Genomic DNA, 23,627 nt, shown 5'->3' with positions numbered 1-23,627 from the left:
CTGCTAGTATCTTTTATATTTGACTTATCAACATATAGAATCGCTTAAAATTCCAAATTTATCCAAGTCAAAAATAGCGGCCAAAACGCCAAACTCATAGCGTATTTAAAATTTTATCTGCTATAATATCTCAAAAATTTAAAAGGTTAAAAATGATCCCATTTACCGATGAAGAGCTTTTAAAGCCCGTAAAAGCCAGCCTGCAAAAGGTTTTGCCTATGCTTGAAAACGACGGCGGAGGCATGGAGCTATTAGGCATCAAAAACGGCAAAATTTACGTCCGTCTAACCGGCCACTGCCACGGTTGCGCAGCTAGCTCGACCACGCTAAAATACGGCATCGAGCGCCAGCTCCGCATGGATATCCACCCCGAGCTAGAGGTCGTAAACATCCCTATCGGCGAGGAAGTTAAATTTGATTGATTATAAAAAGATGGGCCTAAAAGCATTTAATAAGGGCGAATTTAACGCCGCCGCGAGCTATTTTTCACTCGCCTACGACAAAAAACCGGACAAAAAGCTGCTTTTTCTCATCATGCTTTGCTCGCTTGCCAAGACTCGCCGCGACGAGGCGATGACGCTTTTTGAGATATTTAAGCTAAAAGATAAGCTCGGCATGAGTCCGGACGAGCTAGAGGAAATTTTGGGCGCGCTTGAGGCAAAATTTAGCGACGATGAGAGCCTTGAGGAGCAAAACGCCATCAGCTACGCCGATTTTATGGATGCGGTTAGGCGCGGCGGATTTAAAAGCACCTTTGAGGACATCATGTTTTCCACGCGCGTGATGATCGACAACCGCGACGATTTTCTCGAGTTTTTGCAAAATCTTATCAAAAACGACTTCATCGAAATGGGGCTAAACTACATCGAGACCGCGGCCGTGATGTTTGCCGGCGACGAGCGACTAAGCGCCCTGGCTCGCGAAATCAACGAAAAGGCCGAAAGTGAAAATTTACGTTAAAGAAGGCTTCGTCACCGACAACTCGAACGAATGCGAAGCGGGTTGCTGTTTCGTAAAAACGGCGACGAACGCCAAATTTGAAGCCGCCGCCGAAGCAAAGGGCGCAAAAATCATAAATTTGGCCGAGTGCAAGCGACTACTAGGCATCGACGAGAATATCAAAATCATCGGCATCACGGGCACCAACGGCAAGACCACGACCGCAGCGCTTATCTGCGCTACGCTATTAAATTTAGGCTACGGATGCGGCCTGTGCGGCACTCGCGGCGCTTTTATAAACGGTGAACGCATAGATGATAAGGCGCTAACGACGAGCGAAATTTTACGCACGCTTAGCTACCTTAAAGCCGCTAGCGAGCGCGGTTGCGAGTACTTCGTGATGGAGGCCAGCTCACACGCCATCGCTCAAAAACGCATCGAGAGCTTGGATTTTGCGATGAAAATCTTTACGAATTTGACCCAGGACCACCTCGACTACCACGGTACGTTCGAAGAGTACGCGCGCGTAAAGAGCGAGTTTTTCGCGGATGACGCGCCAAAGCTCATAAACATAGACGACCGCGGCGGGATCAAATTTAATCCCGCAAACGCCCTAACTTACGCGCTTCATGCGAACGCGGACTTTGCGCCCGGCGAGTATTCGCTAGAGGGCGGCATTCACTGCGCGCTAAAGACTCCGCGCGGGCAGATGGCGCTAAGCTCAAATTTGCACGGCGAATTTAACCTCTACAACCTCATAGCAGCCGCCTCTTGCGTTGCGACGCTAACGGATAGGCCGCTAGAGCAGATCGCGCTTGCGGCTTCTAAATTTGATGGCGTCGAGGGGCGCATGGAGGTCGTAAGTCGCGAACCGCTCGTGATCGTGGACTTTGCGCACACGCCAGACGGCATCGAAAAGGTGCTAAACGCGCTGCGTCATCGTAAAATCGTCGCAGTTTTTGGTGCCGGCGGCGATAGAGACCGCACTAAACGCCCTAAAATGGGCGCAATAGCGCAAAAATACGCGCACAGACTCGTCGTTACCAGCGACAACCCTCGCAGCGAGGAGCCTGAAACCATCATCGCCGAAATTTGCGGCGGCCTAGAGATGAACGAGCGAGTAAAATGTATCGCAAACCGCAAAGAGGCGATAAAATACGCGCTTGAAAGCCTCGCACAGGACGAAATTTTAGTAATTTTGGGTAAGGGCGACGAGACCTATCAAGAGATCAAGGGCGTAAAGTACCCCTTTAGCGATAAGCAGGTCGTGCGCGAACTTTTGGACGCGCGCGCCTAAATTTACGGATAAAACGGCGACGAAACAAAGGCAAATTTGAGTAAAATCGCCTTTGTTTGCACCAAAAATCTGCTTATTTGCTGAGCGCCGTCAAATTTGCCGCTCAACTAAACGCTGCTAATTTCAAATTTAATCACAAATTTAACCCCGAATTTTATCGCAGCAAACAAGCAAAAATGAATCGCCGCGGCTAAATTTATAGTATAATTTTCTCAAAAAACACAAAGGACGACCGATGAAAATCGAAATTTTATCAAGCAAAATCCACCGCGCACGCGTGACGGACGCCAACCTAAACTACGTGGGCTCGGTCACGATCGGACCCGAGCTCATCGAGGCTGCCGGGCTTTGCGAATACCAAAAAGTCGAAATCCTAAACGTCAATAACGGCGAGCGCTTCGCCACATACGTGATCCGCGGCGAGAAAAAGGGCGAGATCTGCCTAAACGGCGCAGCCGCGCGCAAAGTCTGCATCGGCGACGTCGTCATTATCGTTGCTTATGCGCTTCTTAGCGCCAAAAAAGCAAGAGATTTCGAACCAAAAATCGTGCAGGTAAACGAGCAAAACGAGATCGTAAAATAATTTATGCCCAAATTTGTCGTTTCTGCGGCGGGGCATTTAAATTTACGTTTTATGGCGATGAGTCAAATTTGCGGTAAAATTTAGGCTAGTGCGGGGCGACGGTCATTTGCAAACAGGTGAAGGGCGAACGCGCCAAATATTAATTTATTTAAATTTGCCGCCGCTTGGCGTTAAATTTGATGCGGTCGGCAAAATTTGACGAAAATGGGCAAAATTTTGCGCCTAAATTTAAAAGGATTCGCAAAATGATAGCGATTTATTTCAGCTCCACGGGCAACACGAAACATTGCGTAAAGAGATTTATAGAGCGTCTGGGCGGCGATATCCCCGCGGTTTCGATCGAAGACGAGGCCTGTGCTGAGCTGTTAAAATCTCACGACGACATCATCCTTGCCTATCCAGTTTACTTTAGCGACCTGCCGCAGATCGTGCGCGAGTTTATTTGCGAAAACAGCGCGAATTTTCACGGCAAAAACGTCTTTATCATCGCTACGATGGAGATTTTTAGCGGCGACGGAGCGGGCTGCGCGGCTAGGATTTTGAGGCGGGCGGGCGCGAAGATAACGGGCGGCGCGCACGTTAGAATGCCGGCATTTATCCTTGACGTGGCGATTTTTAGCTATTCGGCGCAGAAAAACGAGCGCCTGATTAAGGAGGCAAACGCCAAGCTAGAGCGCGCCTCGGAGGCATTTGCCGCGGGCAAGCCGCCGCAAGAAGGGCTAGGCATGCTATGCCGTATCGCGGGGCTTTTAGGACAGCGGCTCTGGATGAAAATTTGGAACAAAACGCCGTTTGCTAGGCGCAAACCGACCCTCGATGCGGCGCGCTGCAACGGGTGCGGCGAGTGCGCGAAGTCCTGCCCGATGCAAAATATAAAAATCACGCACGGTAAGGCGAGATTTGGCGAGCGCTGCACGATTTGCTACAGATGTGTGAATAAGTGCAGGCAAAAGGCGATAACGATCCTTGGCAAGGCGGTAAATCTGGAAAAATCGGTCGCGGCTGAGTTTAAAGATATCTGACCTGCGCTCGTTTGCACGGGCTCCGACCTCGCGATAGTTTATTTTATCGCGTTTTATGTGTGGTTTTTAAATTTGATGAAATGACCAAAATTTAGCGCCCGCCGCACCCGCGCTACCTTAAATGCTCTTTTAGCTCTGCGATTTGCCGCTTAACTTCGTCTATTATCTATGGCAAATTTCTCAAATTTACAAAAAATTCCACGCTAGAAAACTACGTAGGCACGCTTGCAGTAAATCAAAACAGATCAAAACACGCGCAGGCTATTAAAATAAAATTTTACCCTCAAATTTGACGGCTTTTCGGACTTAAATTTATACGTCAGCGCCCGTATCCGCCGCAAATTCCAAGGCGGGAACGAAACTTGCATTGCAGGCTTTAAATAAAGTAAATTTAGCTTAAATTGGCTAAAATAACGCGAAATTTGAAAGGATGTTTATGTTTGAGGGGATTGATTTTTCAAAAATGGGACAGATGCTCGAGGAGGCGCAAAAAAAAGCGCAGGAGATCGAGCAGGAGAGTCAAAAGCGCGAATTTAGCGTAAAAAGCGGCGGTGGGCTCATCAGCGTCAGAGCAAACGGCAAGGGCGAGGTGCTCGATATCAGCATCGACGACAGCTTGCTAGAGGACAAGGAGAGCTTGCAGATCTTGCTCATCAGCGCCGTAAACGACGTGCTAAAGATGATCGAGGACGACCGCAAAAATGCCGCGTCAAGGATGCTAGGCGGCTTTGCCGGCATGGGGCTAGGGCAATGAAACGCGCAGCTTTTTCGCACCGTTTGGACGCGGTTTCGGGGCTCGCGCGGTTAAATTTTAGCGGGTCACGGGGCGATACGGCGGTAAATTTAAGCGCAAATTTGAACTCAAATTTAGCTCGCAAATTTTGCTCTCCACTTTTTGCGATTTTTATGATTTGCGCATTTGCCGCGTCGCTTAGAGCCGAGCCGCGCCCGACGCAGGATGATTTTAACGCTTGCTTTGAGAAAAACCTGCCCGCTATGGTAAACGTCGCGGGTAATGGCGGCATCGCGATCACGCCAAATCTAATCGCCGTGCCAAAAGGCGAAACTCCCGTGAAAAACTACGTCAAATTTGACCCGTATCTTGGCCTCTATCTGGTCGCTTCGGACGCCAAACTCGAGCCTGTAAAGATGGCTGACGATAACGCGACGAAAAAAAGCGACTGGGTCAGCGTTACGCACGATCTAAACGCGACCGTCTACGGCCACGTAAAGGCGCAGGCACAGGCGCTAGGCGAGCTGGACGTGCTCACGTTTGACGTAAACGGCACGGGCGCCGTGCTAAGTCCGTGCTGCAAGCTGCGCGGTATCGCCGTGGGCGGGGATAAATTTGTCCCGAGCCGCTACCTACGGCACTTTGCGGCGTATAAAGACGTTTACTACGGCGACGTCGGCGCGGTTTTCGAGGAAAAAGACGGCAAATTCTACGTAAAGAGCGTCGATCCGCTCGGACGCGGCGCGGCGCTGATGGTAGGGGATGAAATTTTGAGCGTAAACGGCGAGAAATTTGAGAGTTTGCGCGAGCTAAACGAGAGGATTTTGTTTGCTAAAAAGGGCGAGCGGCTCAAATTTGAGATCAAGCGCGGCGATGAGGTTTTGAGATTTGGCGTAGCAGTCTCGGACGACGCGGCCAAAAAAGAGCAAAAAGCGCCGACGAAAACGGATAAAAAAGCCCCCGCTAGCGACGCAAAATCGCAGTCCATGCCTCAAAGCAGCGATGCCGCAAGCGTGCAAAAGCTCTACGGCATAACCTTTGACGAGAAGCTAATAGTAAAAAGCGTAGACGCAAGCTCGGGCGCGGCGAAATTTGGCGTCAGAGTCGGCGACAAGCTGATACAAGTGGGGCAAAAAACGGTCTCAAGCCGCAAGGAAGCGCTCGGCCTGCTCGCTAAAGGCGGCGGTCAAAATTTGCTATTTAGACGCAACGGCTTTGACTTTTTTTACAATGCGCGTTAAGCTCGGGCGACAAATTTGACGCCTTTGCAGGCTAAATTTGAGAAATTTAGCCCGCACCCGGCCAGTCGGCAAAATAAAACGGAGAATAGATGCAAAATCAAAATTTAGCGGTAAAATCAAAATCTACTAGCAATGGTCAAATTTGCGTTCAAAATGCGGCGAAAGCGTCAAATTTGAGCGAGTCGCAGGCGCTGCCGAAGGATCAAATTTTAGCTCATAGTTCGTGCGCGAGCTCGTCTCAAAATAGGTCTCAAATTTTAAACGCGACCAAAGCTAGAATAAACTCCGAAAATCCGACTCAAGGCCCGAAAAATAGAGCAAATTTGATCTCGCTAAACGCAGCAAAAGATTCGTGCTTTACCTCCGGCTCAAATTTGCAACAAACAGCGCCCAGCGCTGCCGATCAGGACGCGCTTTTGGCTGAGTTTAAGGCGTTTTTGAACGCGCACTTGCCAAGCAGCCCTAGCTTTCATCCGTGCTTTGACGAGGCGCTTTCCTACACGCTAAAGTCGGGCGGCAAGCATTTTCGCGCGATGCTAGTCGCTGGCGTCGTAGCGGCGGTGCGTCCCGAGCGCAAAGAGGCGGCGTTTCACGTCGCGCTGGCATTTGAGACGATGCACAGCTACTCGCTCATCCACGACGATCTGCCTGCAATGGACGACTCGGATCTGCGCCGCGGACAGCCTAGTTTGCATGTCAAATTTGACGAAGTGACGGCGATCCTGGCTGGCGACGCGCTAAACACCCACGCTTTTTATCAGATAGCAAAAGCCCCGCTAGATGCGGACGTGCGCATAAAATGCGTCGAGATCCTAAGCCGCAACGCAGGCATCTACGGCATGGCGCTTGGGCAGGCGGTGGACTGTTATTTCGAGAATCAAAAACTAGGGCTTGAGGAGCTAAAATTTCTGCACATCCACAAGACCGCGCGCCTCATCGCGGCGAGCTTGCAAGCAGGCTGCGTCGTGGCGGGGCTAGACGAGGCGGAGGCTGCGCGCATCTACGATATCGGGCTTGATCTGGGGCTGGCGTTTCAGATCGCAGACGACATCATCGACGCGACGCAAAGCGCCGAAACGGCGGGCAAGCCGACGCATAACGACGGCGCGAAAAACTCCTTTACCAACCTTCTTGGCGTGGAGGGCGCGGTGCAGGCTAAAAACGAGCTCATCGCAAAGATAGAGCGCGAGCTAGGCGGCGTGCATGCAGGCATCCGCGCTATCGTGACGGGCCTCATAGACAAGCATTTGCGGTAAATTCGGCTTCAATTTGCGTTTATGACGGTCAAATTTAAGCTGCTAAATTTGATGGTAAATTTTGCCGAATTTATATTTAACTACAAAATGCTATCTGCGCGTTATAAATAAACTATCTCGCAAACCGTGCCGATCCCGCCGCAAAATCGGCAAAATTCGGTGTCCTTTTTATGCTATAATCTTTTAAATTTATCAAAAGGAGAGATAATGAAAAAATTAGCCTTATCGCTTGCGCTTTTGTGTGCGGCGGCGTTTGCCAAAGAGTACGACTACATGCTAGCTAGCACCGCGCAAAAGACTTTTGAGGAGCCGACTTCTAGCTACGAGACCAAGCAAAGCTACGACGCCAAGGCTTGCCGCCTAGAGCTAGTTAGCACCTCTGAGCTCGCAGATGGGCTAAAGGGCAAACACAAAGAGATCAGCTACTATAACAAAGACGGCAAGATGACGAAATATGAAGCCTTTAGCTATGATTTTACCGCGAAAAAATGGATCAAAGTAACCGAATACAAAGCCGATTATAAAAAAGGCGTCCTCACGCAGGAGTCTAGCTCGTTTATCCGCGGTATGCCGGAAAATGCTAGCAAAACTATCATAAAGTACCTAAAAAACGCTAGCGAGGAGATCAGATACGAGCTGGTAAAAGGTAAATGGCGAAAAACCGCGCTAACCAAAACCGTCGAGAACGCATACGGCGAGAACGAACTCATCGTGCTTAGCGTCTGGGACGGCAAAAGATGGCAGCCTAAATCAAAAACGCAGCTGCTCTACGGCACGGACGGACAGACGCGCGGCTATGAGAGTTGGGATTACGAAAACGGCGCATGGCAAAACCGCGAAAGAGGCACGGTTGCGGGTGACGTGAAAGGCAAATACGAGCAGGTAAGAAGCGTATTTGAAAACGGCGCGTGGCGCTACGCCGAGATGTCCAAGCATGACTACGACGCCTCTAGCGGCAAAGACGTGACGATAAATCTCATCTGGAATGCCGAACAAAACGCATGGGAAAACAACAGCAAAAACGTCTCGGTCGTAGAGGGCGCGGACTTTGAGACGGCGGCGTTTTTGTGGGATAAAGAGCGCAAAGAGTGGAAGCAGGAGTACTCCAACCGCAGCATCTACGACAAGAGCGGCGAGCGTCTGCTAACGCAGCGATACGACACGATGGACGGCAGCGAGAAGTTCGTCTACGGCTACAACGAGCGCGGCGATAACGTGAGCGTGGATGTCTACGAGCTATCTAGCGACGAAAACGGCAAAAGATGGGTGCAAAATAAGCGCCTGGAGACGACCTTTGATCCGCATATACTAGCCGACGACGTCGGACACGGCGGCTCGCTGATGTCCTTTGAGATGCCTAGCAGATACGCGGTGAAGAGCTTTAAACAGTTCGTTGCGGCGGACGGTAAATTTAAACTCGCTTCAGAGCAGACGTGGAAGTATAAAAAGGTCAAATGATATTTTGTTAGCGACCGCGAGCGGCCTAACTGCGGTAAATTTGACGCGGCTGGGCGATCTGAATTTTGGTTTACGCCGTTAAATTTGACGGGTGCCCGAACGTAAATTTAGCTCGTCAAATTTGACGCCGTTTGGCGGCTAAATTTACGCACTGCTCGCGGTCAAATTTAAAAGGAGCGGCTATGAGGCGTTTTTGGACGGTAGCGATTTTTGCGGCGATTTGGACGGTGCCGTTATCTGCGGCGGGCGAAATTTGCCTAAAAAAGACGAGCTATAAAACGCAGGGCGGCGCCGTACCGCGCTACGAATACGAATTTAGTCAAATTTACGATGCGAAGACTAGCGTACTAGAAAAAATCTACGACGAAATCAACGACGACGGCAGGCGCAGGACGAAAAGCGCGGTTAAATTTGACGAAAGAGGCGAACGAGAAATCGGCAGAACCGAATACGAGTGGGACTTTAGCGCCGACAAATGGCGCAAAGTAGGACTCTCAAGAATTGAAAGAACAAAAGACGGCGCGTTTGTTTACGTCAGTGTCCAGGGTCAAAACGGCAAACTAAACCAAGGTCAAAAAATCGTCGAAAAGCGAACGGGCGCGACCGAAATCTCTCAAAATTTCACCCTAAAAAACGGCAAATGGACGCCGAATTATCTAACCAAAAGACTTTATGACGAAAACCACAAAACCACGCTCATAACAACCTTTGAGTGGAGCGCCAAAGCCAAAAAATGGACGCCGTACGAAAAATCGATATATCGCTATAACGGCGACGTTTATGCTAGCTCCGAGGGTTATAAATGGCGCGGCAAATGGGTGCCGCAGACGAAGCACGCGGCCTTTACGGCTGCGGACGGAGCGCGTACCGAGATAAATTTTACGTGGAGCAAGGACGCGTGGCAGCCGCAGGAGAGGACGGTGCAGAAAATAGAGCCCGAGTTTAGGCGCTTTACCGATCTTAGATGCCGCTGGGACGCTGCAAGGAGCGAGTGGAACGGCTGCTACAAAAACGTGCGCGAGGAGACCGAGCAAGGTCGGCAAAAATACTCCGCTTCGTCGTTTTGGCGCAAGGAGTCGCAACGCTGGGAGATAGTGTTTGAAAATGAGCTTAGCTACGACGCGCGCGGTAATTTGATAAAAAATCGCGAGACGTCAGACGGCGAGCGGCGCGAGTACGTCTACGCCTACGACGAGGCGGGAAATAACGTATCTTCGGCGCTTCGCGAGCCTGATGAGAGCGGCAAATGGCGCGAAACGCAAAAGACGGTAAACGTCTTTGAGCCAGACATCTTGGCGCGCGACGTCATGGATCGCGGATTCATCGGCGACTACGTAGCCGCGGGCGAAAACGCGATCAAAAGCAGCAAGCAGTATTTTTTAGACGGCGATGAGTTTAAGCTAAACGAGATGCTCGAGTGGTTTTACGAAAAGTGCGAGCAGTCTCGTGAATGAGCCCTATATCGTTCAAATTTCGCGCGATGATGCGATGACGTTTGGCTGTGAGGTGGATTTTGGCGTCTAAATTTGACGAGCGGCGGAGTATGGTTTTTAAATAAAATTTAGGAGAAAACGTGAAAAGTTTGGACGAAATTTTACTCTCTTTCGACGAAAGTACACAAAATGTTTTATTTCTAAACGGCAATGGCGCTAAACACCCGATTTGGGACGATGCGGACGAGGTTTTCGCAAAGGCGGTGGAGCAAATTTTAGATAAAAGCCTAGGGCTGCAAAAGGGCGTGGACTATAGCAAAACGCCTAAATTTTATGGTGCCCGGCCGGTTGCTTTTATCGGTGTACATGCACAGATGATCGGGCGAAAAAGCATAGGGTTTTTGCTCACGAGTCGTCATCTTTTGGTTAAATTTGACGCGTCGGCCGTAAATGTCGATGAGGTAGCGGCGGCGTTTAGGCTCGGCAAGTATTTGCAAAACGAGCTGGAAAATATCGCTTGGCAAGAGCTGGAAAAATGCGAATTTGAAATCGACAGCGAGATGAAAGCAGCGATGAAAAGGACGCTAAAAGCCGTTTTAAATGCTATTTTCGAGAGCGGCGTTCAAAATGACGAGGCGAAAATTTCGGATAAACTTTTAGAGCTAGGTCTTGGCGAAGCGCTAAAAACGCCGCTTGACGAGAGTAAGTTATTATCCAAATCGCTCGGCGTTTTTAAGCCTAGCTCGCCGATTTTTCATAGCTTAGATAGCGCGCTTTTTGGACTCAGTAAACCTTTTGGCGTGATTTTGGACGAGTGCGGGCTCATTAGCCGTGACCTTATGGAAGAGCCCGTTTTTAGCTCGTGGGATGAGATCGCAGACGCGTCCATAACGGTAAAAGAGGGGGAAGAAGACGTCATAATAATCGGCGAAAAAGAGCACCAGATACCTCTTGAGCTAAAAGAGAAAAAGGAAAATTTCGCCGAATTTTTAAAATTTACGGCGGCGCTAAAAGCGTAAAATTTAAGCCGAATTTTCGTATAATCGCATAAAAACTAAGGAGAAAAAATGCTAAAAAAGATGGCTGATATGATAAGGTTTTTGTGCGCTGATATGGTGCAGCAGGCAAACAGCGGGCATCCGGGCGCGCCGATGGGACTAGCGGACGTCATGGTCGTGCTGGCTAAATTTCTAAATCACAATCCTAAAAATCCAAACTGGCTAAACCGCGACAGGCTCGTATTTAGCGGCGGTCACGCAAGCTCGCTCGTGTATAGCTTTTTGCATCTTAGCGGCTATGATCTTAGCCTTGATGATCTAAAAAACTTCCGTCAGCTAGGCTCCAAAACCCCAGGCCACCCGGAGATCCACACCAAAGGCGTCGAGGTTGCGACCGGACCGCTAGGGCAGGGCGTAGCAAACGCGGTTGGCTTTGCTATGGCGGCAAAATACGCGGCTAATCTGCTAAACGAGCCTGAAAACACCATCATCGACCATAAAATTTACTGCCTCTGCGGCGACGGAGACTTGCAGGAGGGCATCAGCTACGAGGCCTGTGCGGTTGCCGGCAACCTACATCTAGACAACCTCGTGCTGATCTACGACTCCAACAACATCACGATCGAGGGCGATACGAGCATCGCTTGGAGCGAGGACGTGAAGGCTAGATTTGAGGCGCAGGGCTGGGACGTCGCGCGCATCGACGGCCACGACTACGATCAGATCGAGTTTGCGCTCGAGCAAGCCGCCGAGAAGGAGCGCCCGTATCTCATCATCGCAAACACCCGCATCGCAAAGGGCGCGGGCGAGCTAGAGGGCAGCCATCATAGCCACGGCGCGCCGCTTGGTGAGGAGATCATAAAAGCCGCTAAAATCGCAGCTGGCTTTGATCCGGAGCGCAAATTTGCCATCGACGAGGACGTTCTTATTCGCTTCCGCGCCGCGCTAGAAAAGGGCGACCTAGCCGAAGCTCAGTGGAACAAAAAGGTAGAAAATCTAAGCAGCGAGAGCAAAAATATGCTAAACGCGCTGCTAAATCCTGATTTTAGCAAGATAAATTTCCCTGATTTTAGCGGCAAAAAGCTAGCCACGCGCGACAGCAACGGCGTCATAATGAACGAGATAGCGCGCGCGATACCCGGCTTTATCGGCGGTAGCGCGGATCTGGCGCCGTCAAACAAAACCGAGCTAAAGGGCATGGGCGACTTTCCTAACGGCCGCAACATCCACTACGGTATCCGCGAGCACGCCATGGCCGCGATAAACAACGCGGTCGCTAGATACGGGCTTTTCTTGCCGTTTAGCGCGACGTTTTTTATCTTTAGCGACTACCTAAAGCCGTCCGCGCGTATCGCTGCACTGATGAGCATCAGGCACTTTTTTATCTTTACGCACGACAGCATCGGCGTTGGCGAGGACGGCCCGACGCATCAGCCTATCGAGCAGCTTAGCACATTGCGCGCGATGCCGAATTTCTACACATTCCGTCCAGCCGACGGCAACGAAAATGCGCTTTGCTGGAAAGCTGCGCTAAATTTACGCGCTCCAAGCGCCTTTGTGCTTAGCCGCCAAGGCCTCGCTCCGCTTGAAAAGGGCGAATTTGGCGGCGTAGAAAATGGCGCTTATCTACTAAAACGCGCGCAAAACGCCAAAATCACGCTAATAGCCAGCGGCAGCGAAGTCGAGCTTTGCGTTAAAGCGGCTGAAATTTTAGCCGCTCGCGGTATCGGCGCGAACGTCGTCTCTGCTCCGTGCTTCGACCTGCTTTGCGAGCAGCCGCGCGAGTACGTAGATCAGATCATAGATCCAGCGACCAAGGTCATCGCCGTCGAAGCCGCAAGCGCGCTGGAGTGGTATAAATTTGCTGACGAGATCTACTCGATGAAGAGCTTTGGCGAGAGCGGCAAGGCGGGCGCATTGTTCGAATACTTCGGCTTCACGCCTGAAAAGATCGCGGAATTTGCGCAAGAGTTGGCGAAGTAAAATCTAGCTTTAAATTTGACGGTTTTAGCTTGAGCTGGAGGCGTCAAATTTGAGAACTCATGCCGGGCGAGACCCGCATCAAATTTATGCGGCTTGCTCGCGGAAAAATCAAAATTTAAAAAGGGAAATATTGCAAATATATAGGCAAAAAACAGGGCGATTCGCCGACGAAAATTTCATCATAAATTTAGCTCGCGGCGCAGGTAATTTTGACGCGCAAAAAGACGAAAATGATCAAATTTGCGCTCAAGATAAAATCAAATTTAGCGCACAAAATTCGTTTAAATTTAACCAAAAGGCCGCGTGATGGAGCTTTCGCATATTATAGTTTTGGCCCTAGTTCAGGGCATTAGTGAGTTTTTGCCGATCTCTAGCTCGGCTCACCTCGTACTCGTGCCTAAGCTACTTGGATGGGCGGATCAGGGGCTTGCCTTTGACGTGGCCGTTCACGTAGGCACGCTAGTGGCGATACTTTTTTATTTTAAGGACAGGCTTGCTGGGCTCGTGCGAGATTTTTTCGCGTCTATCGCGCGGCGCGAGAAGGTCGGCGACAGCACGCTCGTGTGGTCGGTCGGCTTTGCGACCGTGCCGGTGGGGCTTTTTGGCCTAGCGTTTAACGACGCCATCGAGCAGTACGCTAGAAGCGGGCTTGTGATCGCGGCGATGACGATAATCTTTGGTATCGCGCTCTACTTTGCAGACAAAAAATCGGGCCTAAAAACCGAATACGAAATGACGATCAAGCTCGCTCTCATCGTGGGGCTAGCACAGGCGATCGCGCTGATACCGGGCGTTTCGCGCTCGGGCGTGACGATGACGGCGGCGCTGATGCTTGGCTTTAGCCACAGCGCAAGCGCAAATTTCTCGTTTTTGCTCTCGATCCCGGTTATCGTGCTAGCAGGCGGCCTTGAGGCGGTAAAGCTGATAAAAACCCCGGACGCGCTGCCTTGGAGCGACCTTGCTATCGGCGCAGCGGTTAGCGGCCTTAGCGCGTATCTTTGCGTGCGGCTGTTTATGGCGCTGATCGCGCGCGTGAGCATGCTACCGTTCGTGATTTACCGCATGATTTTGGGCGTGTTTTTGTTTGTGATGTTTTTATGAAAATAGCTAAATTTGGGCTCAAATTTAAGATTTGAAGCCCAAATTCGCTTTGTAAATCCAAGGCGCAAATTTGACTAAGGCCAGTCAAAATTTAGCTTTTCTAAAACCTCTCTTATCCTTACGCTTCTACTCTCTACGCTATCTTCTTCGCTAAACATCCTATGTTTGCTATATTCAAAAGGCGGCAGGTCTTTAACGAAATCATAAATTTCCTCAAAGCTCAAAATCTTGCCGTGCAGATCGTAGCCGACGTTTAGCGCCTTGCCTTTTACGCTTGCGATATTTGCGTGGATGTGGCCGTAGAGCTGGATCGCGCCGTGGTGGCCTGCATTCCACTCGGATATCGGATAGTGAAAGAGCACGAGGTGAAATTTATCCTGCCCGTGCTGCACCGTTATCTCTTTGTATTCGTAAATTTCCTCAAACAGCGCGTTGCCGTCTTGCTTTTTCATAGCTAGCAGCTCGTCTTTATGCTTTTTTATCGCCTCGTCGTGATTGCCTAGCACTAGGACGTGCTTGCCGTTTAGCTTGCTAAATATGGATATATTGGTCCCCATATCCTTGTGAAAGCTAATATCACCTATGTTATAGACCGTGTCGCAGGGATTTACCCTCTCGTTCCAATGGCGAATAAGCGCCCTATCCATCGCCTCCACGCTAGAAAAAGGCCTAAAGCACGGATGAAATCTCATGATATTGCTATGTCCGAAATGCAAATCGGAGGTAAAATAAATCATTTTTACTCCCTTAAACTCACTTCAAATTTCTCGCCGCTTCTTATCTCCATTATCTCTAGCCTTTTAAAAAACACGGCACCCACGTCCATCGAAAAGACGTTATTTTCGCGCCTGGTTATCCTATTTTCTTCGCTAGCTACGTGCCCGTGAAATATCCTCTTGCCCGTATTGTTACTCTCCCAAAAGGGCTCTATACTCCATAGTACGTAGTCCTCCTCCTGCTCCTCTTCGCTTTTATCGCCGTCAAAGGCCGCGTGGACGAATATACTTTGCTCCGAGCTCACGATGTGCGGCATATCGCCGATAAAATCCTTTAGCCACGAGAGCGCGAAACTATTTAAATTTCGCTTGTAAATCGATCTTTTTGTTTTGTCGCCACCGTTTCTGAGCCAAATTTGATGATCTAGCGTATCGCCGCTAAAATACCCGTCCATCATCATTTTCTCGTGATTTCCTAGCACGTGGATCAGCGCGTATCCGTTTCTAACGAGCTCGGCGTATCTTTTGTATAGTCCGATCGTATCCTCGCCGCGGTCGCAGCTGTCGCCTAAAATAATAACCAAATCCTTTTTGGTCAAATTTATCTCTTTAATCATCAGATTAAAAAGCCCGAGGCAGCCGTGCATATCGCCGAATACGAAAATCCGCGCGTAATCATCTTCGTTTATGTGTTTTATCTTTATCATTTTTGGTTCTTGCGTTAAATTTGTGGAAAATTTTTGGGTTAAGTTTTATAAGATTATGGCAGATGGGAAGGGATTCGAACCCTCGAAAGCTTGCACTTTACACGCGTTCCAGGCGTGCTCCTTCAACCGCTCGGACACCCATCTATGAAGCCTGGATTATAGCTAAAATTTAATAAGCGCAAACTTATATTTGAGTTTGAGCGCGTTTTATGGCGGCGTCAAATTTGAGCGCGTATAAGGTTTTAGCGTCATAAAGATGCAGGTTAGGTCGCACAACAGTCAAATTTGCCGTCAAATTTAGCTTAAATTTGCTCAAATTTACCCGCGCTTGCCCAGAGCGAAAACAAACATCCTGCACGCCTCGCGAAACGGCTTTATATAACTCAGCATGCGCGCGACAAACCCCCAGCGATCCTTGTACATATCTGTCATTGTGCCGATTTCCAGGCATTTTATGCGATCTTTATTCCACGCTTCGACCTCGTCCGCGCCCTCTACGCTCATCTTAAATTTAACGTCTCCTTTCATAAATTTGAGCACGTCGTGCTTGCGCGCGTTTGACCTTGCGGCAAATTTATTTATCAAATCTGTTAGTAAAAGCCCCTCGAACCGCTCGCTCAAATTTAGCACAAACTCGCGAAATACCGCCTTTTCAAAATACATCGCCACGCCCTCTAACACGAAAACGAACTTCGCGCCCGCGTGTTTTCTGGCTAACTCGTCCATCCACGCGGTTTCTAGCATCGAGCACGCTAGGCTGTAGTTTTGCGGCGCTTTTGGCACGAGCTTATCGCGAAGCGCGATGACGTCAGGCAAATCAAGGTCGTAAAAGATTGCCTCGGAGCAAACGGGAGCTAGCCTAAGAGGCCTGGTATCAAGCCCAGCACCTACTTGAACGATGACGGCGGCCGGGTGCTCGCGCGTAAATTTAAGTATGCAGTCATCAAAAAACCTCGCGCGTATCACCGTGCCGACCCTGCTTAGCGTTGAGCGGTCAAATTTGGCGAAATCGTAATCGATCCTGCTCGCGACGTCGCCTAAAAATTCGTCTTTTAGTATGGGCTTGGCCTCCTCATTTTCCTTACTTCTAAAGTATAAATTTATAAGTAGCGTTTCGGAGACGATATCCGCAAATGCGATCTTTTCCATCTCGTTTTTCCTTTTTATTTTGATAATCTTTATAGAAATTGTAGTGCAAACGGCTTTAAAAAATTATAAAATTTAGCGTTTAACTCGCCGTTAATGCAATGTCGTTTATAATACGGCTTTTAAAAGCGAAAAAAGGCAAAAAATGAAAAAAATCCTCATCATCGCAGGCTCGTGTAGCAACGGCGGCGCGGGACTGCAAGCTGATATCAAGGCGTGCGCGCACTTTGGCTGCTATAGCGCGACGGCGGTCACGGCACTAACTGCCGAAAACACGGACAAGATCAAAAATATCGTTTCGCTAGATCCCTCGTTCATCGCCGATCAGCTCGAGATGCTCGCGGCAGAGTTCAGCTTCGATGGCGTTAAAATCGGCATGCTCTTTAACGAGCCCATCATGGACGTCGTGCAGGGTTTTTTAGAAAAAAACTCCGCTCCGGTTGTGCTAGATCCCGTCTGCGTCTCGAAAATGGGGCATAAACTCATCAAAGATAGCGCCATTGAGAGGTTAAAAGAGCTGATGAAATTTGCCGCTGTCACGACGCCAAATTTGCGCGAAGCCGACGTGCTTTTCGGCGATGATTTTACGAATTTGCCGTGCGACGTGATCGTGAAAAAGCACATCGTCGCTGGCAAAAGCATCGACACGCTCTACCGCAAGGACGGCAGCGTGCAAAACTTTGAGACGCCGCTGGCTGATCCGCTAGTTATCATCGGCGCTGGCTGCACGTTTTCTAGCTCGCTAGCCTGCCTGCTCGCTCGCGGCGAGAGCCTAGAAAGCGCCATCCAGCAAGGCAAAGAGTACATCTACAACGCCATAATCACGGGCATCGACACGAATCTAGGCGTGAGAAAACTGCTAAATCACGGGGTTAAATTTTGAATTTATCTCAAGCGGTTTTGGTTGATTGGGTAAAATTTGAGTCTGGGCGGACGGATCAAATTTGATCTAAATTTGGGTTGCGTCGGCGTGTGAATTCAGTCAAATTTGACGGTAGATAGCGCGCCGAGGTTTGGCTCAAATTTGACCGCTAAACTTGCTTGTTAAATTTGGGTAAATTTGCGAATCGTTTTGTTAAATTTGACTACCGATGAGCGGGTTTTTCTTGGCTTGCTCGTTAAATTTGGATACAGATAACAGCGGCAAATTTAACCTATATCGTTCAAATTTACGCCGTCTTCCAAATTTGACCCAAATTTACGCTCAAATTTGCTCGCTAGCTCAGCCAAATTTAACCCACACTCCCGTTTAGTCGCTGTCAAATTTACCTAAAGCTTATCTGTGCGTCGTCCGTGCCGTCTTCGAGCGAGATATTGTAGCCGCCGGTATTTGGCGGGCGTTTATAGATATCTTGCGGGCGGATATCCAGCACCTCGTCGCTGAAAAACACGCATTCGCGCTCGCCCGTATCCACATCGCGCACCCAGATTTTGCCGTCATCCACGAGCTCCTCGTCAAACTCTATCACGCGGTTTTCGTAGATTTTGCCCAGCAGTCGCTCGTGCAGACGGTTCTTGCGCTCAAACTCCAGCTGCGCTTGCAGACACTCCGCTTCGTCTATGAAAATCGGCTCCAGCGCGATCTTGTCTCCCTCTAGCACGCACTCGAATTTCTCCAGCGTAGAGCAGTCCACCTCGCTGCCGCCCAGCCTCACGACGTCTTTGTTGCGCATAAAGTAGCGGTTGGTAAGGTTGCCCATCAGCGCCTCGTACGCCGTGCCGCCGATCGCACGCTTGAGCAAAAACTCGTTTTGAAACGCCAGCACCAGCTCCACCTCGCACTCGCGCAGGATCTCTTCGTTTAGCTCGGTGTTCTCGCTTAGTAGCTTCGCCGACTCGTCGAGAAATAGGCTAATGGGCCTTTTTTGCTTCATCGTTACGCGCTTTAAAAGCTCGGGTAAGAAGCTGTTTAACAGGAAACTTAGCGCGCTTTTGTCGCAGCTTGCGGCGTTAAATATCACGATCTTGCCGCTATTTAGTAGCCCTGCGATACTCGCGTCGCCCGCAGCGCCCTCGCCGTCGCCGTTTAGCGAGTCGTCGTTCATGAGGCCAAGAAACGGCGACATCATCATCGAGTAGTTGCGAAAATCATCTCTCGTGCGCTCGTCGCCGATATCCTTGTAGCGGCTCGTCGCGTCCAAAAACTCGTCCGTGGTGGCCAAAAACGCGCGGTTTATCATTATCGTCTCGCGGGTAAAATTTAGCGTCGAGGAGTCGAGATTGTCGCAGATCAGGCTCAGCGCGTCTTTAAACTCGAGCATCTTTTCTAGATCTTGCGAGAGGCGCAGTATCGTAGCGACGTCAAAGGTAAAATCCCGCGCGAGCGTACGCACGTCGGCGTAAAAGGCGTCCGTGTAGCAATCGCTTAGCGGCGTGATTTTTTTAGCGAAAATTTTAAGCGCCTTTAGCACCTTAAAAAACTCCGTCGCGATGCTCGAGCCAAACTCCTCCCAAAATTTCTCCCTCGACTCCATCGGCTTTTTTACGCAGTTTTTAAAGTCCCGCGGCTTCATCGAGGCGATGAGATTTATCGGCGCGTCCAGCCTCGCGCCTACGCTCACGACGTCTTTTAGGCGGCCGGCTCTGCGCGCTAGAGCCTTGATTTTGGCGCTCTCACCGCCTTTATAATCCACGGCAAACACCGCGTAGCCTTTTTGCATGCGGTCAAGTAAATTCGGATATATCATCGCCGTCGTCTTGCCGCTGCCAGTCTCTCCGATGATGGCTGCGTGCGTGAAGTCGCTAGGTATCAGCGCGCCTTTTTTCTCCGCATTTTCCCGCGTTCTCGTAAATCCCATTATTTTTTGCATATTTTTCCTTATCGGGGGCGATTGTAACGAAATTTGGTTTAAAGATTTAAATTTGACGCAGCGGTGAGTAGGTCAAATTTACCGCGGGGACAGGATGAGAATCTAGCCTGCAAAACCCGCACCGCAAAAACGCTAGATCAAATTTGAGCTTTAGCGGAGCAGGGCGGGTTGCACCGAAATAATTGTCGTCAATTTTGGGCTCAAATTTGCCAAAAGGCGAGCTAAATTTACTCGGCTTTTTTGCAGACGGCGGCCGAGTGCGTGAGCAGATCGTGTAGATTTAGCGCGTCCTTGCGAAAAAAGCAGAGGCAAAGTCCGACCACGCTAACTCCTGAGAGCAAAAAACAGATGTAACGGAGTAAAACGCGTGCGAAGCCGAGTTTGCGGCCGCTGCGTAGGTCGATGAGGTAGATATTTTGCGAACGGTAGCCGGGCGTCTGGGCTTTGATCGCAAAAAAGGCGCAGCAGATGAGAGCGACTGCGAGATTTGCCCCGAATATCGCGGTTTGGTTGTGTAAAAAGTCGTCTTTGCCGCCTAAGAAAACATAGGTCGTGAGGTAATATATCGGCATCCCGATCAAAAAAAGATCGGTGATAAAGGCCTTTACTCGCGCGCCGATACCGGCTAGTTGCGCTTTTTGTTTTGCCAAATTTACTCCTTTTGTTTTTATTTTCGGGCGCATGTTTTGGATTTGAGCGCCAAATTTGATCGCGATTGCCCAAATTTACGTGCTTCTACTTTGTTGCGGCAAATTTACGTCTGCTTGTGCCGCCGCTTCGGTACGGTAAATTTACGGCTCGTTTCCGGGTGTCGCTTGACGCCGTTTTATCTGGGCAACCTTACTGCGTTCGTAAACGGTGCTTTGTTTGCCGCTGGATTATGCGTTTTGCCTGGCGTAATCTTTACGATATTGCCGTCTTTGTTTGTTTTTATCTGAACGCCCGTTTACGACGATTAATAATTTTTGCCCCGCGCATTTTTTCATCAAGCCTGCTTACGCTTGATTTATCGCAGCTCCGTAAAATTTATCAAGTGCTGGTTTCAAATTTACGGCGTTCATCTCGCGCCAAATTTTAAATTCATAAATTTTAGGACACTCTTTTGCGGGCGTAAATTTACCTAAATTTGACGGTTGTCACCAAATACGCAAAAAAACGGCAACGCAAATTTAATCCCGCTCTGATCGCAACCTATAAAACGCAACGACGGGCTTCTTTTATTGTCAAATTTATCGCCTAAAATACTGCACAACCTAGTCAAATTTGATCCATGCTTGGTTTGCTTTGGTTGGCACCTGCAAAATCCATCCAAATTTCCACGGCTATATCAAGCTGAGCCGCGAAATTTACAAATTTAGTTACCTCTGCTGCCGGGCTTTATCGCCTTGCTTCCATCGGCGCAGAGTGGACAGTTTGCGGGCTCGTAAATCTCAAACTCAAAGTTGCCCAGCGCAAAAAACGGCTTGTCGGTAGGTAGTTTGGCGCTATGTTTTGCGACGCTGCCCGCTAAATTTGCGACCTTACAAAAGCCGCGATTAGCAAGTGCGGCAAATGCCACGACCTTGCCGCCCAGGCTTTCGATCACGCGCGCTGCCTCTAGCGCCGAGCCGCCCGTGGTTATGATGTCCTCGCAAACGATAAATCGTTCGCCCTCTCTCACCTCAAAGCCGCGTCGTAGGCTCATTACACGCTCGACTCGTTCGGTAAAGATAAAGCGTTTTTTTGCTGCGCGAGCTAGCTCGTAGCCGGCCAAAATGCCGCCTAGAGCGGGTGAACAGACACTGTCAAACTCTACGCCCGATTTTTCGATTACGGCGGCTAGCTCGTCTGCTAGAGCGCCGGCCAACTGAGGATCCTCGAGTACTTTGGCGCTTTGCAGATAAAACTGCGAGTGGTTGCCGCTACTAAGCAAAAAATGACCCTGCAAATACGCGCCCGCGTCCTTGTAAATTTTCTCTAAATCCATCGTTTTTCCTTTGTAAAATTTGAGCGAATTTTACCCTAAGCGCGCTTAAGCTACTATTTTTTGAGCTTTTGACGGCTTGCGATTTTGCGTTATTATAAGCCTCTACCGAGCAAAAAACGGCTAGCAATTTTAAATTTGGATATAAATTTTGGTAAAAGCGAGTATGGCGTGATAAATTTAAAATTTGGGCGAAATAAATAAACGCGCTTTGGGGTGTAGCAAAAGCGGACTAAAATTTATGCTAAATGCGAAATAGCGGAAGGTTTTTATGAAAGAAACGGCTCGTCAAATTTAACGAGCCGTACGTAAAATTTAAACTTTTAAAAGCTCGTTCTCTTTTTCTTTTACAAGCGAGTCGATCTTTGACGTGTAGCTGTCGGTGATCTTTTGGACTTCGTCTTGCCCTTTTTTGCTCTCGTCCTCGGTGATTGTTTTATCTTTTTCTAGCTTTTTTACCTCGTCGTTAGCGTCTTTTCTGATGTTTCTGATGCTAACTTTCGCCTTTTCGCCAAATGCTTTGGCGTGCTTGGCGTTTTCTTGGCGTTGCTCGACCGTCATCGGAGGGAAAAATAGCTTCACGCTCTCGCCGTCGTTGTTCGGATTTACGCCGATATTTGCCGCAGAGATCGCTGCGGTGATAGTTTTTAGCATCGGTTTTTCCCACGGCGTAATGCTTATAGTGCTAGCATCGCTCGTTAGCACGGTGGCGACTTGGTTTAGCGGGGTCTGGCTACCGTAATAATCCACGTAAATATTATCGACTATGCTTATATTTACCTTGCCCGTGCGAAGCGTGGTAAAGTCGCGTTTTAGGCCCTCGATGCATTTGTCGCTATGCTCTTTTTGTTTTTTGTAAATTTCATTCAGCATTTATATCCTTTACTAAAATTTTGGTCGTCGTTTTTCCGTTTACTTTGAGGCTCATTCTCACTTTATAGCGGTCGATCGGCTTGTTAAATTTAAGCGTCATCTGTCCGTTTTCAAGCTTTACTTTTTTTGTTTTTTGTCCCGTCATTGAGAAGTAGCCGTGCGTCGCGTTCTCATCGGTTTTGATGATAAGTTCGCTAATCTTATTATCTTTCGGATAGTCTTGCGGAAGTATCCATTCGGCTTTTAGAAATTTACTAGCAAGCGCGGACGGCAGGTGTGTGCCGTTCATCGCAGGGATCCTATCTAGTTCGTGCAGATCGCTGTTTGCCGCGACCGCGCCGGAGTTTTGGCTCAGTATCACCTCGATACCGTGCTCTATCGCGACGTCGCGTACCCTGTCGTTATATTCGCCGAAAGGATAAGCAAAATAGCGCGGCTTGTAGCCCATATTTTTTTCAAATTTGCTTATGCCGTCCTCAAAGTCGTTTTTTAATTTTTCCTCGTTAAGACCGACCATGTGTAAGTGACCGTAGGAGTGATAGCCGACTTCGCCGTATTTTTCGATCTCTTTGATCTGCTCGAAGGTCATAAAGTCGCCGTATTTTCGTGCGGTGGCCTCGACGTAGATCATTAGTGCAAACGGATATCCGTACTCTAAAAATATCGGCAAGCCTTTTTCGTAAAAGCTCTTGTAGCCGTCGTCTACGGTTAAAACAACCCAGTTGTCAGATACCGGTTCGCCGTTTTTGATAGCGTCCACGAGCTTTGAAAGCGGGATGACCTCGTAGCCTTTTTCTTTAAAATAATCAAACTGCTCGCGTAAATTTTTAATAGAGACGTTAGTGCTCGGGTGTCTGTCGTCGTCAAATCTGTGATAGTTAAAGATATGCGCGTCTGCAAACGCAAACTGCGTCGCCGCAAACAATGCAAGCGCGGAAACTAATTTTTTCATTGACGCTCCTTATTTTTGCTCGCTTGTCGGAGCCGCAGGAGCTGCTGGAGCATTAGGGGCTTGCGGAACGACTGCCTCAGGAGCTGCAGGTAGCGACGAAGTATCGACGCTATCTATGAGAGATTTGCTGCTTTGCATGTTGTAAACGTAGCTTAACGCTAGGGTATTCAGAATAAATAAAACGCCCACGACGAAGGTAAATTTAGCCAAGAATCCGGCCGGTCCTTTTGCACCAAATAGGCTTTCGTTGCTGCCGCTATACGCGCCTAGGCCGATAGAGGAACTCTTCTGAAGCAAAACGGCGATCGTCAAAACTACCGCGAAAATAAACTGCAATACTAAAAAAAGCGAATCCATAAAAAATCCTTTTAAATTTTCAAAATTAGTCGCGATTATACTAAAAAAGTTTTGAATTT

25 protein-coding genes and 1 tRNA gene are annotated in these 23,627 nt (G+C 49.1%); 16 read left to right on the top strand and 10 right to left on the bottom strand.

The window, feature by feature from the left end; genetic code table 11:
* Positions 1–152: 152 nt before the first annotated feature.
* From CSHOW_RS09815 to CSHOW_RS09750, 14 genes are all read left to right on the top strand, one after another.
* Positions 153–422, top strand: a complete 270-nt coding sequence (locus CSHOW_RS09815; protein ID WP_002947081.1) for a NifU family protein — start codon at positions 153–155, stop codon at positions 420–422.
* Positions 415–960 (top strand): hypothetical protein, encoded by a 546-nt coding sequence (locus CSHOW_RS09810; protein ID WP_002947079.1) that lies wholly within the window; start codon positions 415–417, stop codon positions 958–960. Before CSHOW_RS09815 ends, CSHOW_RS09810 begins: the two co-directional genes overlap by 8 nt.
* Positions 944–2,236: a UDP-N-acetylmuramoyl-L-alanyl-D-glutamate--2,6-diaminopimelate ligase gene (locus CSHOW_RS09805; RefSeq protein WP_002947077.1), complete on the top strand. Its 1,293-nt coding sequence runs from the start codon at positions 944–946 to the stop codon at positions 2,234–2,236. The genes CSHOW_RS09810 and CSHOW_RS09805 overlap by 17 nt, the downstream gene beginning before the upstream one ends.
* 235 nt (positions 2,237–2,471) lie before the next feature.
* Positions 2,472–2,819, top strand: coding sequence for an aspartate 1-decarboxylase (gene panD, locus CSHOW_RS09800; RefSeq protein WP_002947073.1), 348 nt, complete (start codon positions 2,472–2,474; stop codon positions 2,817–2,819).
* 245 nt (positions 2,820–3,064) lie between these two features.
* A complete protein-coding gene (locus CSHOW_RS09795) occupies positions 3,065–3,841 on the top strand; it encodes an EFR1 family ferrodoxin (protein ID WP_039895116.1) in 777 nt (258 codons plus the stop codon).
* A gap of 436 nt (positions 3,842–4,277) precedes the next feature.
* Positions 4,278–4,595 (top strand): YbaB/EbfC family nucleoid-associated protein, encoded by a 318-nt coding sequence (locus CSHOW_RS09790; protein ID WP_002947064.1) that lies wholly within the window; start codon positions 4,278–4,280, stop codon positions 4,593–4,595.
* Positions 4,592–5,815, top strand: a complete 1,224-nt coding sequence (locus CSHOW_RS09785) for a DUF7488 domain-containing protein (protein ID WP_002947057.1) — start codon at positions 4,592–4,594, stop codon at positions 5,813–5,815. The genes CSHOW_RS09790 and CSHOW_RS09785 overlap by 4 nt, the downstream gene beginning before the upstream one ends.
* A 416-nt stretch (positions 5,816–6,231) precedes the next feature.
* Positions 6,232–7,071, top strand: coding sequence for a polyprenyl synthetase family protein (locus tag CSHOW_RS09780; RefSeq protein ID WP_039895115.1), 840 nt, complete (start codon positions 6,232–6,234; stop codon positions 7,069–7,071).
* Between the two features lie 207 nt (positions 7,072–7,278).
* Entirely contained in the window at positions 7,279–8,529 is a 1,251-nt protein-coding gene (locus tag CSHOW_RS09775) for a hypothetical protein (protein WP_039895109.1), read from the top strand.
* 182 nt (positions 8,530–8,711) lie between these two features.
* Positions 8,712–9,983: a hypothetical protein gene (locus CSHOW_RS09770; RefSeq protein ID WP_050770746.1), complete on the top strand. Its 1,272-nt coding sequence runs from the start codon at positions 8,712–8,714 to the stop codon at positions 9,981–9,983.
* Between the two features lie 119 nt (positions 9,984–10,102).
* Positions 10,103–10,981: a hypothetical protein gene (locus CSHOW_RS09765; RefSeq protein WP_002947052.1), complete on the top strand. Its 879-nt coding sequence runs from the start codon at positions 10,103–10,105 to the stop codon at positions 10,979–10,981.
* A gap of 48 nt (positions 10,982–11,029) precedes the next feature.
* Positions 11,030–12,943, top strand: coding sequence for a transketolase (tkt, locus tag CSHOW_RS09760; protein ID WP_002947051.1), 1,914 nt, complete (start codon positions 11,030–11,032; stop codon positions 12,941–12,943).
* A 130-nt stretch (positions 12,944–13,073) separates the two neighbouring features.
* Positions 13,074–13,250, top strand: a complete 177-nt coding sequence (locus tag CSHOW_RS09755; protein WP_232501991.1) for a hypothetical protein — start codon at positions 13,074–13,076, stop codon at positions 13,248–13,250.
* Positions 13,250–14,044 (top strand): undecaprenyl-diphosphate phosphatase, encoded by a 795-nt coding sequence (locus CSHOW_RS09750; protein WP_002947048.1) that lies wholly within the window; start codon positions 13,250–13,252, stop codon positions 14,042–14,044. The genes CSHOW_RS09755 and CSHOW_RS09750 overlap by 1 nt, the downstream gene beginning before the upstream one ends.
* 74 nt (positions 14,045–14,118) lie before the next feature.
* Here CSHOW_RS09750 and CSHOW_RS09745 read toward each other — a convergent pair whose 3' ends face one another.
* The 4 genes from CSHOW_RS09745 to CSHOW_RS09730 form a co-directional block, all read right to left on the bottom strand.
* On the bottom strand, positions 14,119–14,781 hold the full coding sequence (locus tag CSHOW_RS09745; RefSeq protein ID WP_002947044.1) for a metallophosphoesterase family protein: 663 nt from the start codon (positions 14,779–14,781) through the stop codon (positions 14,119–14,121).
* A gap of 2 nt (positions 14,782–14,783) precedes the next feature.
* Entirely contained in the window at positions 14,784–15,467 is a 684-nt protein-coding gene (locus tag CSHOW_RS09740) for a metallophosphoesterase (RefSeq protein WP_002947042.1), read from the bottom strand.
* A 56-nt stretch (positions 15,468–15,523) separates the two neighbouring features.
* Positions 15,524–15,611: transfer RNA gene (locus CSHOW_RS09735), tRNA-Ser, on the bottom strand.
* A gap of 174 nt (positions 15,612–15,785) precedes the next feature.
* Positions 15,786–16,616 (bottom strand): class I SAM-dependent methyltransferase, encoded by an 831-nt coding sequence (locus CSHOW_RS09730; protein ID WP_002947038.1) that lies wholly within the window; start codon positions 16,614–16,616, stop codon positions 15,786–15,788.
* Positions 16,617–16,758: 142 nt separating this feature from the next.
* Here CSHOW_RS09730 and CSHOW_RS09725 point away from each other — a divergent pair, with 142 nt between their 5' ends.
* Positions 16,759–17,496: a hydroxymethylpyrimidine/phosphomethylpyrimidine kinase gene (locus tag CSHOW_RS09725; protein WP_002947036.1), complete on the top strand. Its 738-nt coding sequence runs from the start codon at positions 16,759–16,761 to the stop codon at positions 17,494–17,496.
* 208 nt (positions 17,497–17,704) lie between these two features.
* Positions 17,705–17,866, top strand: a complete 162-nt coding sequence (locus CSHOW_RS09720) for a hypothetical protein (protein WP_002947034.1) — start codon at positions 17,705–17,707, stop codon at positions 17,864–17,866.
* 12 nt (positions 17,867–17,878) lie between these two features.
* Here CSHOW_RS09720 and CSHOW_RS09715 read toward each other — a convergent pair whose 3' ends face one another.
* From CSHOW_RS09715 to secG, 6 genes are all read right to left on the bottom strand, one after another.
* Positions 17,879–19,423 (bottom strand): type IV secretory system conjugative DNA transfer family protein, encoded by a 1,545-nt coding sequence (locus CSHOW_RS09715; protein ID WP_002947032.1) that lies wholly within the window; start codon positions 19,421–19,423, stop codon positions 17,879–17,881.
* Positions 19,424–19,650: 227 nt separating this feature from the next.
* Positions 19,651–20,073 carry an RDD family protein gene (locus tag CSHOW_RS09710; RefSeq protein WP_039895108.1) on the bottom strand — a complete coding sequence of 141 codons (423 nt, stop codon included), beginning with the start codon at positions 20,071–20,073 and terminating at the stop codon, positions 19,651–19,653.
* Positions 20,074–20,777: 704 nt separating this feature from the next.
* On the bottom strand, positions 20,778–21,389 hold the full coding sequence (pyrE, locus tag CSHOW_RS09705; RefSeq protein ID WP_039895107.1) for an orotate phosphoribosyltransferase: 612 nt from the start codon (positions 21,387–21,389) through the stop codon (positions 20,778–20,780).
* 312 nt (positions 21,390–21,701) lie between these two features.
* Positions 21,702–22,259, bottom strand: coding sequence for a ribosome recycling factor (gene frr, locus CSHOW_RS09700; RefSeq protein WP_002947023.1), 558 nt, complete (start codon positions 22,257–22,259; stop codon positions 21,702–21,704).
* On the bottom strand, positions 22,249–23,211 hold the full coding sequence (locus tag CSHOW_RS09695) for a polysaccharide deacetylase family protein (protein ID WP_171992823.1): 963 nt from the start codon (positions 23,209–23,211) through the stop codon (positions 22,249–22,251). Before CSHOW_RS09695 ends, frr begins: the two co-directional genes overlap by 11 nt.
* A gap of 9 nt (positions 23,212–23,220) precedes the next feature.
* Positions 23,221–23,568, bottom strand: a complete 348-nt coding sequence (gene secG, locus CSHOW_RS09690; protein WP_002947021.1) for a preprotein translocase subunit SecG — start codon at positions 23,566–23,568, stop codon at positions 23,221–23,223.
* Positions 23,569–23,627: the final 59 nt, after the last annotated feature.

The sequence above is a fragment of the Campylobacter showae genome (assembly GCF_004803815.1).
Lineage (GTDB): Bacteria > Campylobacterota > Campylobacteria > Campylobacterales > Campylobacteraceae > Campylobacter_A > Campylobacter_A showae.
The sequence above is the reverse complement of the archived record's forward strand: the minus strand, read 5'-3'. Positions and strand labels throughout refer to the sequence as shown.

Excerpts from the sequence above, each read along its gene's own strand:
- secG (WP_002947021.1), bottom strand. The coding sequence starts at position 23,568 with ATGGATTCGCTTTTTTTAGTATTGCAGTTTATTTTCGCGGTAGTTTTG.
- pyrE (WP_039895107.1), bottom strand. The coding sequence starts at position 21,389 with ATGGATTTAGAGAAAATTTACAAGGACGCGGGCGCGTATTTGCAGGGT.
- tkt (WP_002947051.1), top strand. The coding sequence starts at position 11,030 with ATGCTAAAAAAGATGGCTGATATGATAAGGTTTTTGTGCGCTGATATG.
- CSHOW_RS09740 (WP_002947042.1), bottom strand. The coding sequence starts at position 15,467 with ATGATAAAGATAAAACACATAAACGAAGATGATTACGCGCGGATTTTC.
- CSHOW_RS09745 (WP_002947044.1), bottom strand. The coding sequence starts at position 14,781 with ATGATTTATTTTACCTCCGATTTGCATTTCGGACATAGCAATATCATG.
- CSHOW_RS09775 (WP_039895109.1), top strand. The coding sequence starts at position 7,279 with ATGAAAAAATTAGCCTTATCGCTTGCGCTTTTGTGTGCGGCGGCGTTT.
- CSHOW_RS09720 (WP_002947034.1), top strand. The coding sequence starts at position 17,705 with ATGAGCGGGTTTTTCTTGGCTTGCTCGTTAAATTTGGATACAGATAAC.
- CSHOW_RS09795 (WP_039895116.1), top strand. The coding sequence starts at position 3,065 with ATGATAGCGATTTATTTCAGCTCCACGGGCAACACGAAACATTGCGTA.
- CSHOW_RS09750 (WP_002947048.1), top strand. The coding sequence starts at position 13,250 with ATGGAGCTTTCGCATATTATAGTTTTGGCCCTAGTTCAGGGCATTAGT.
- CSHOW_RS09815 (WP_002947081.1), top strand. The coding sequence starts at position 153 with ATGATCCCATTTACCGATGAAGAGCTTTTAAAGCCCGTAAAAGCCAGC.
- CSHOW_RS09715 (WP_002947032.1), bottom strand. The coding sequence starts at position 19,423 with ATGCAAAAAATAATGGGATTTACGAGAACGCGGGAAAATGCGGAGAAA.
- frr (WP_002947023.1), bottom strand. The coding sequence starts at position 22,259 with ATGCTGAATGAAATTTACAAAAAACAAAAAGAGCATAGCGACAAATGC.
- CSHOW_RS09730 (WP_002947038.1), bottom strand. The coding sequence starts at position 16,616 with ATGGAAAAGATCGCATTTGCGGATATCGTCTCCGAAACGCTACTTATA.
- CSHOW_RS09770 (WP_050770746.1), top strand. The coding sequence starts at position 8,712 with ATGAGGCGTTTTTGGACGGTAGCGATTTTTGCGGCGATTTGGACGGTG.
- CSHOW_RS09695 (WP_171992823.1), bottom strand. The coding sequence starts at position 23,211 with ATGAAAAAATTAGTTTCCGCGCTTGCATTGTTTGCGGCGACGCAGTTT.
- CSHOW_RS09785 (WP_002947057.1), top strand. The coding sequence starts at position 4,592 with ATGAAACGCGCAGCTTTTTCGCACCGTTTGGACGCGGTTTCGGGGCTC.
- panD (WP_002947073.1), top strand. The coding sequence starts at position 2,472 with ATGAAAATCGAAATTTTATCAAGCAAAATCCACCGCGCACGCGTGACG.
- CSHOW_RS09790 (WP_002947064.1), top strand. The coding sequence starts at position 4,278 with ATGTTTGAGGGGATTGATTTTTCAAAAATGGGACAGATGCTCGAGGAG.
- CSHOW_RS09725 (WP_002947036.1), top strand. The coding sequence starts at position 16,759 with ATGAAAAAAATCCTCATCATCGCAGGCTCGTGTAGCAACGGCGGCGCG.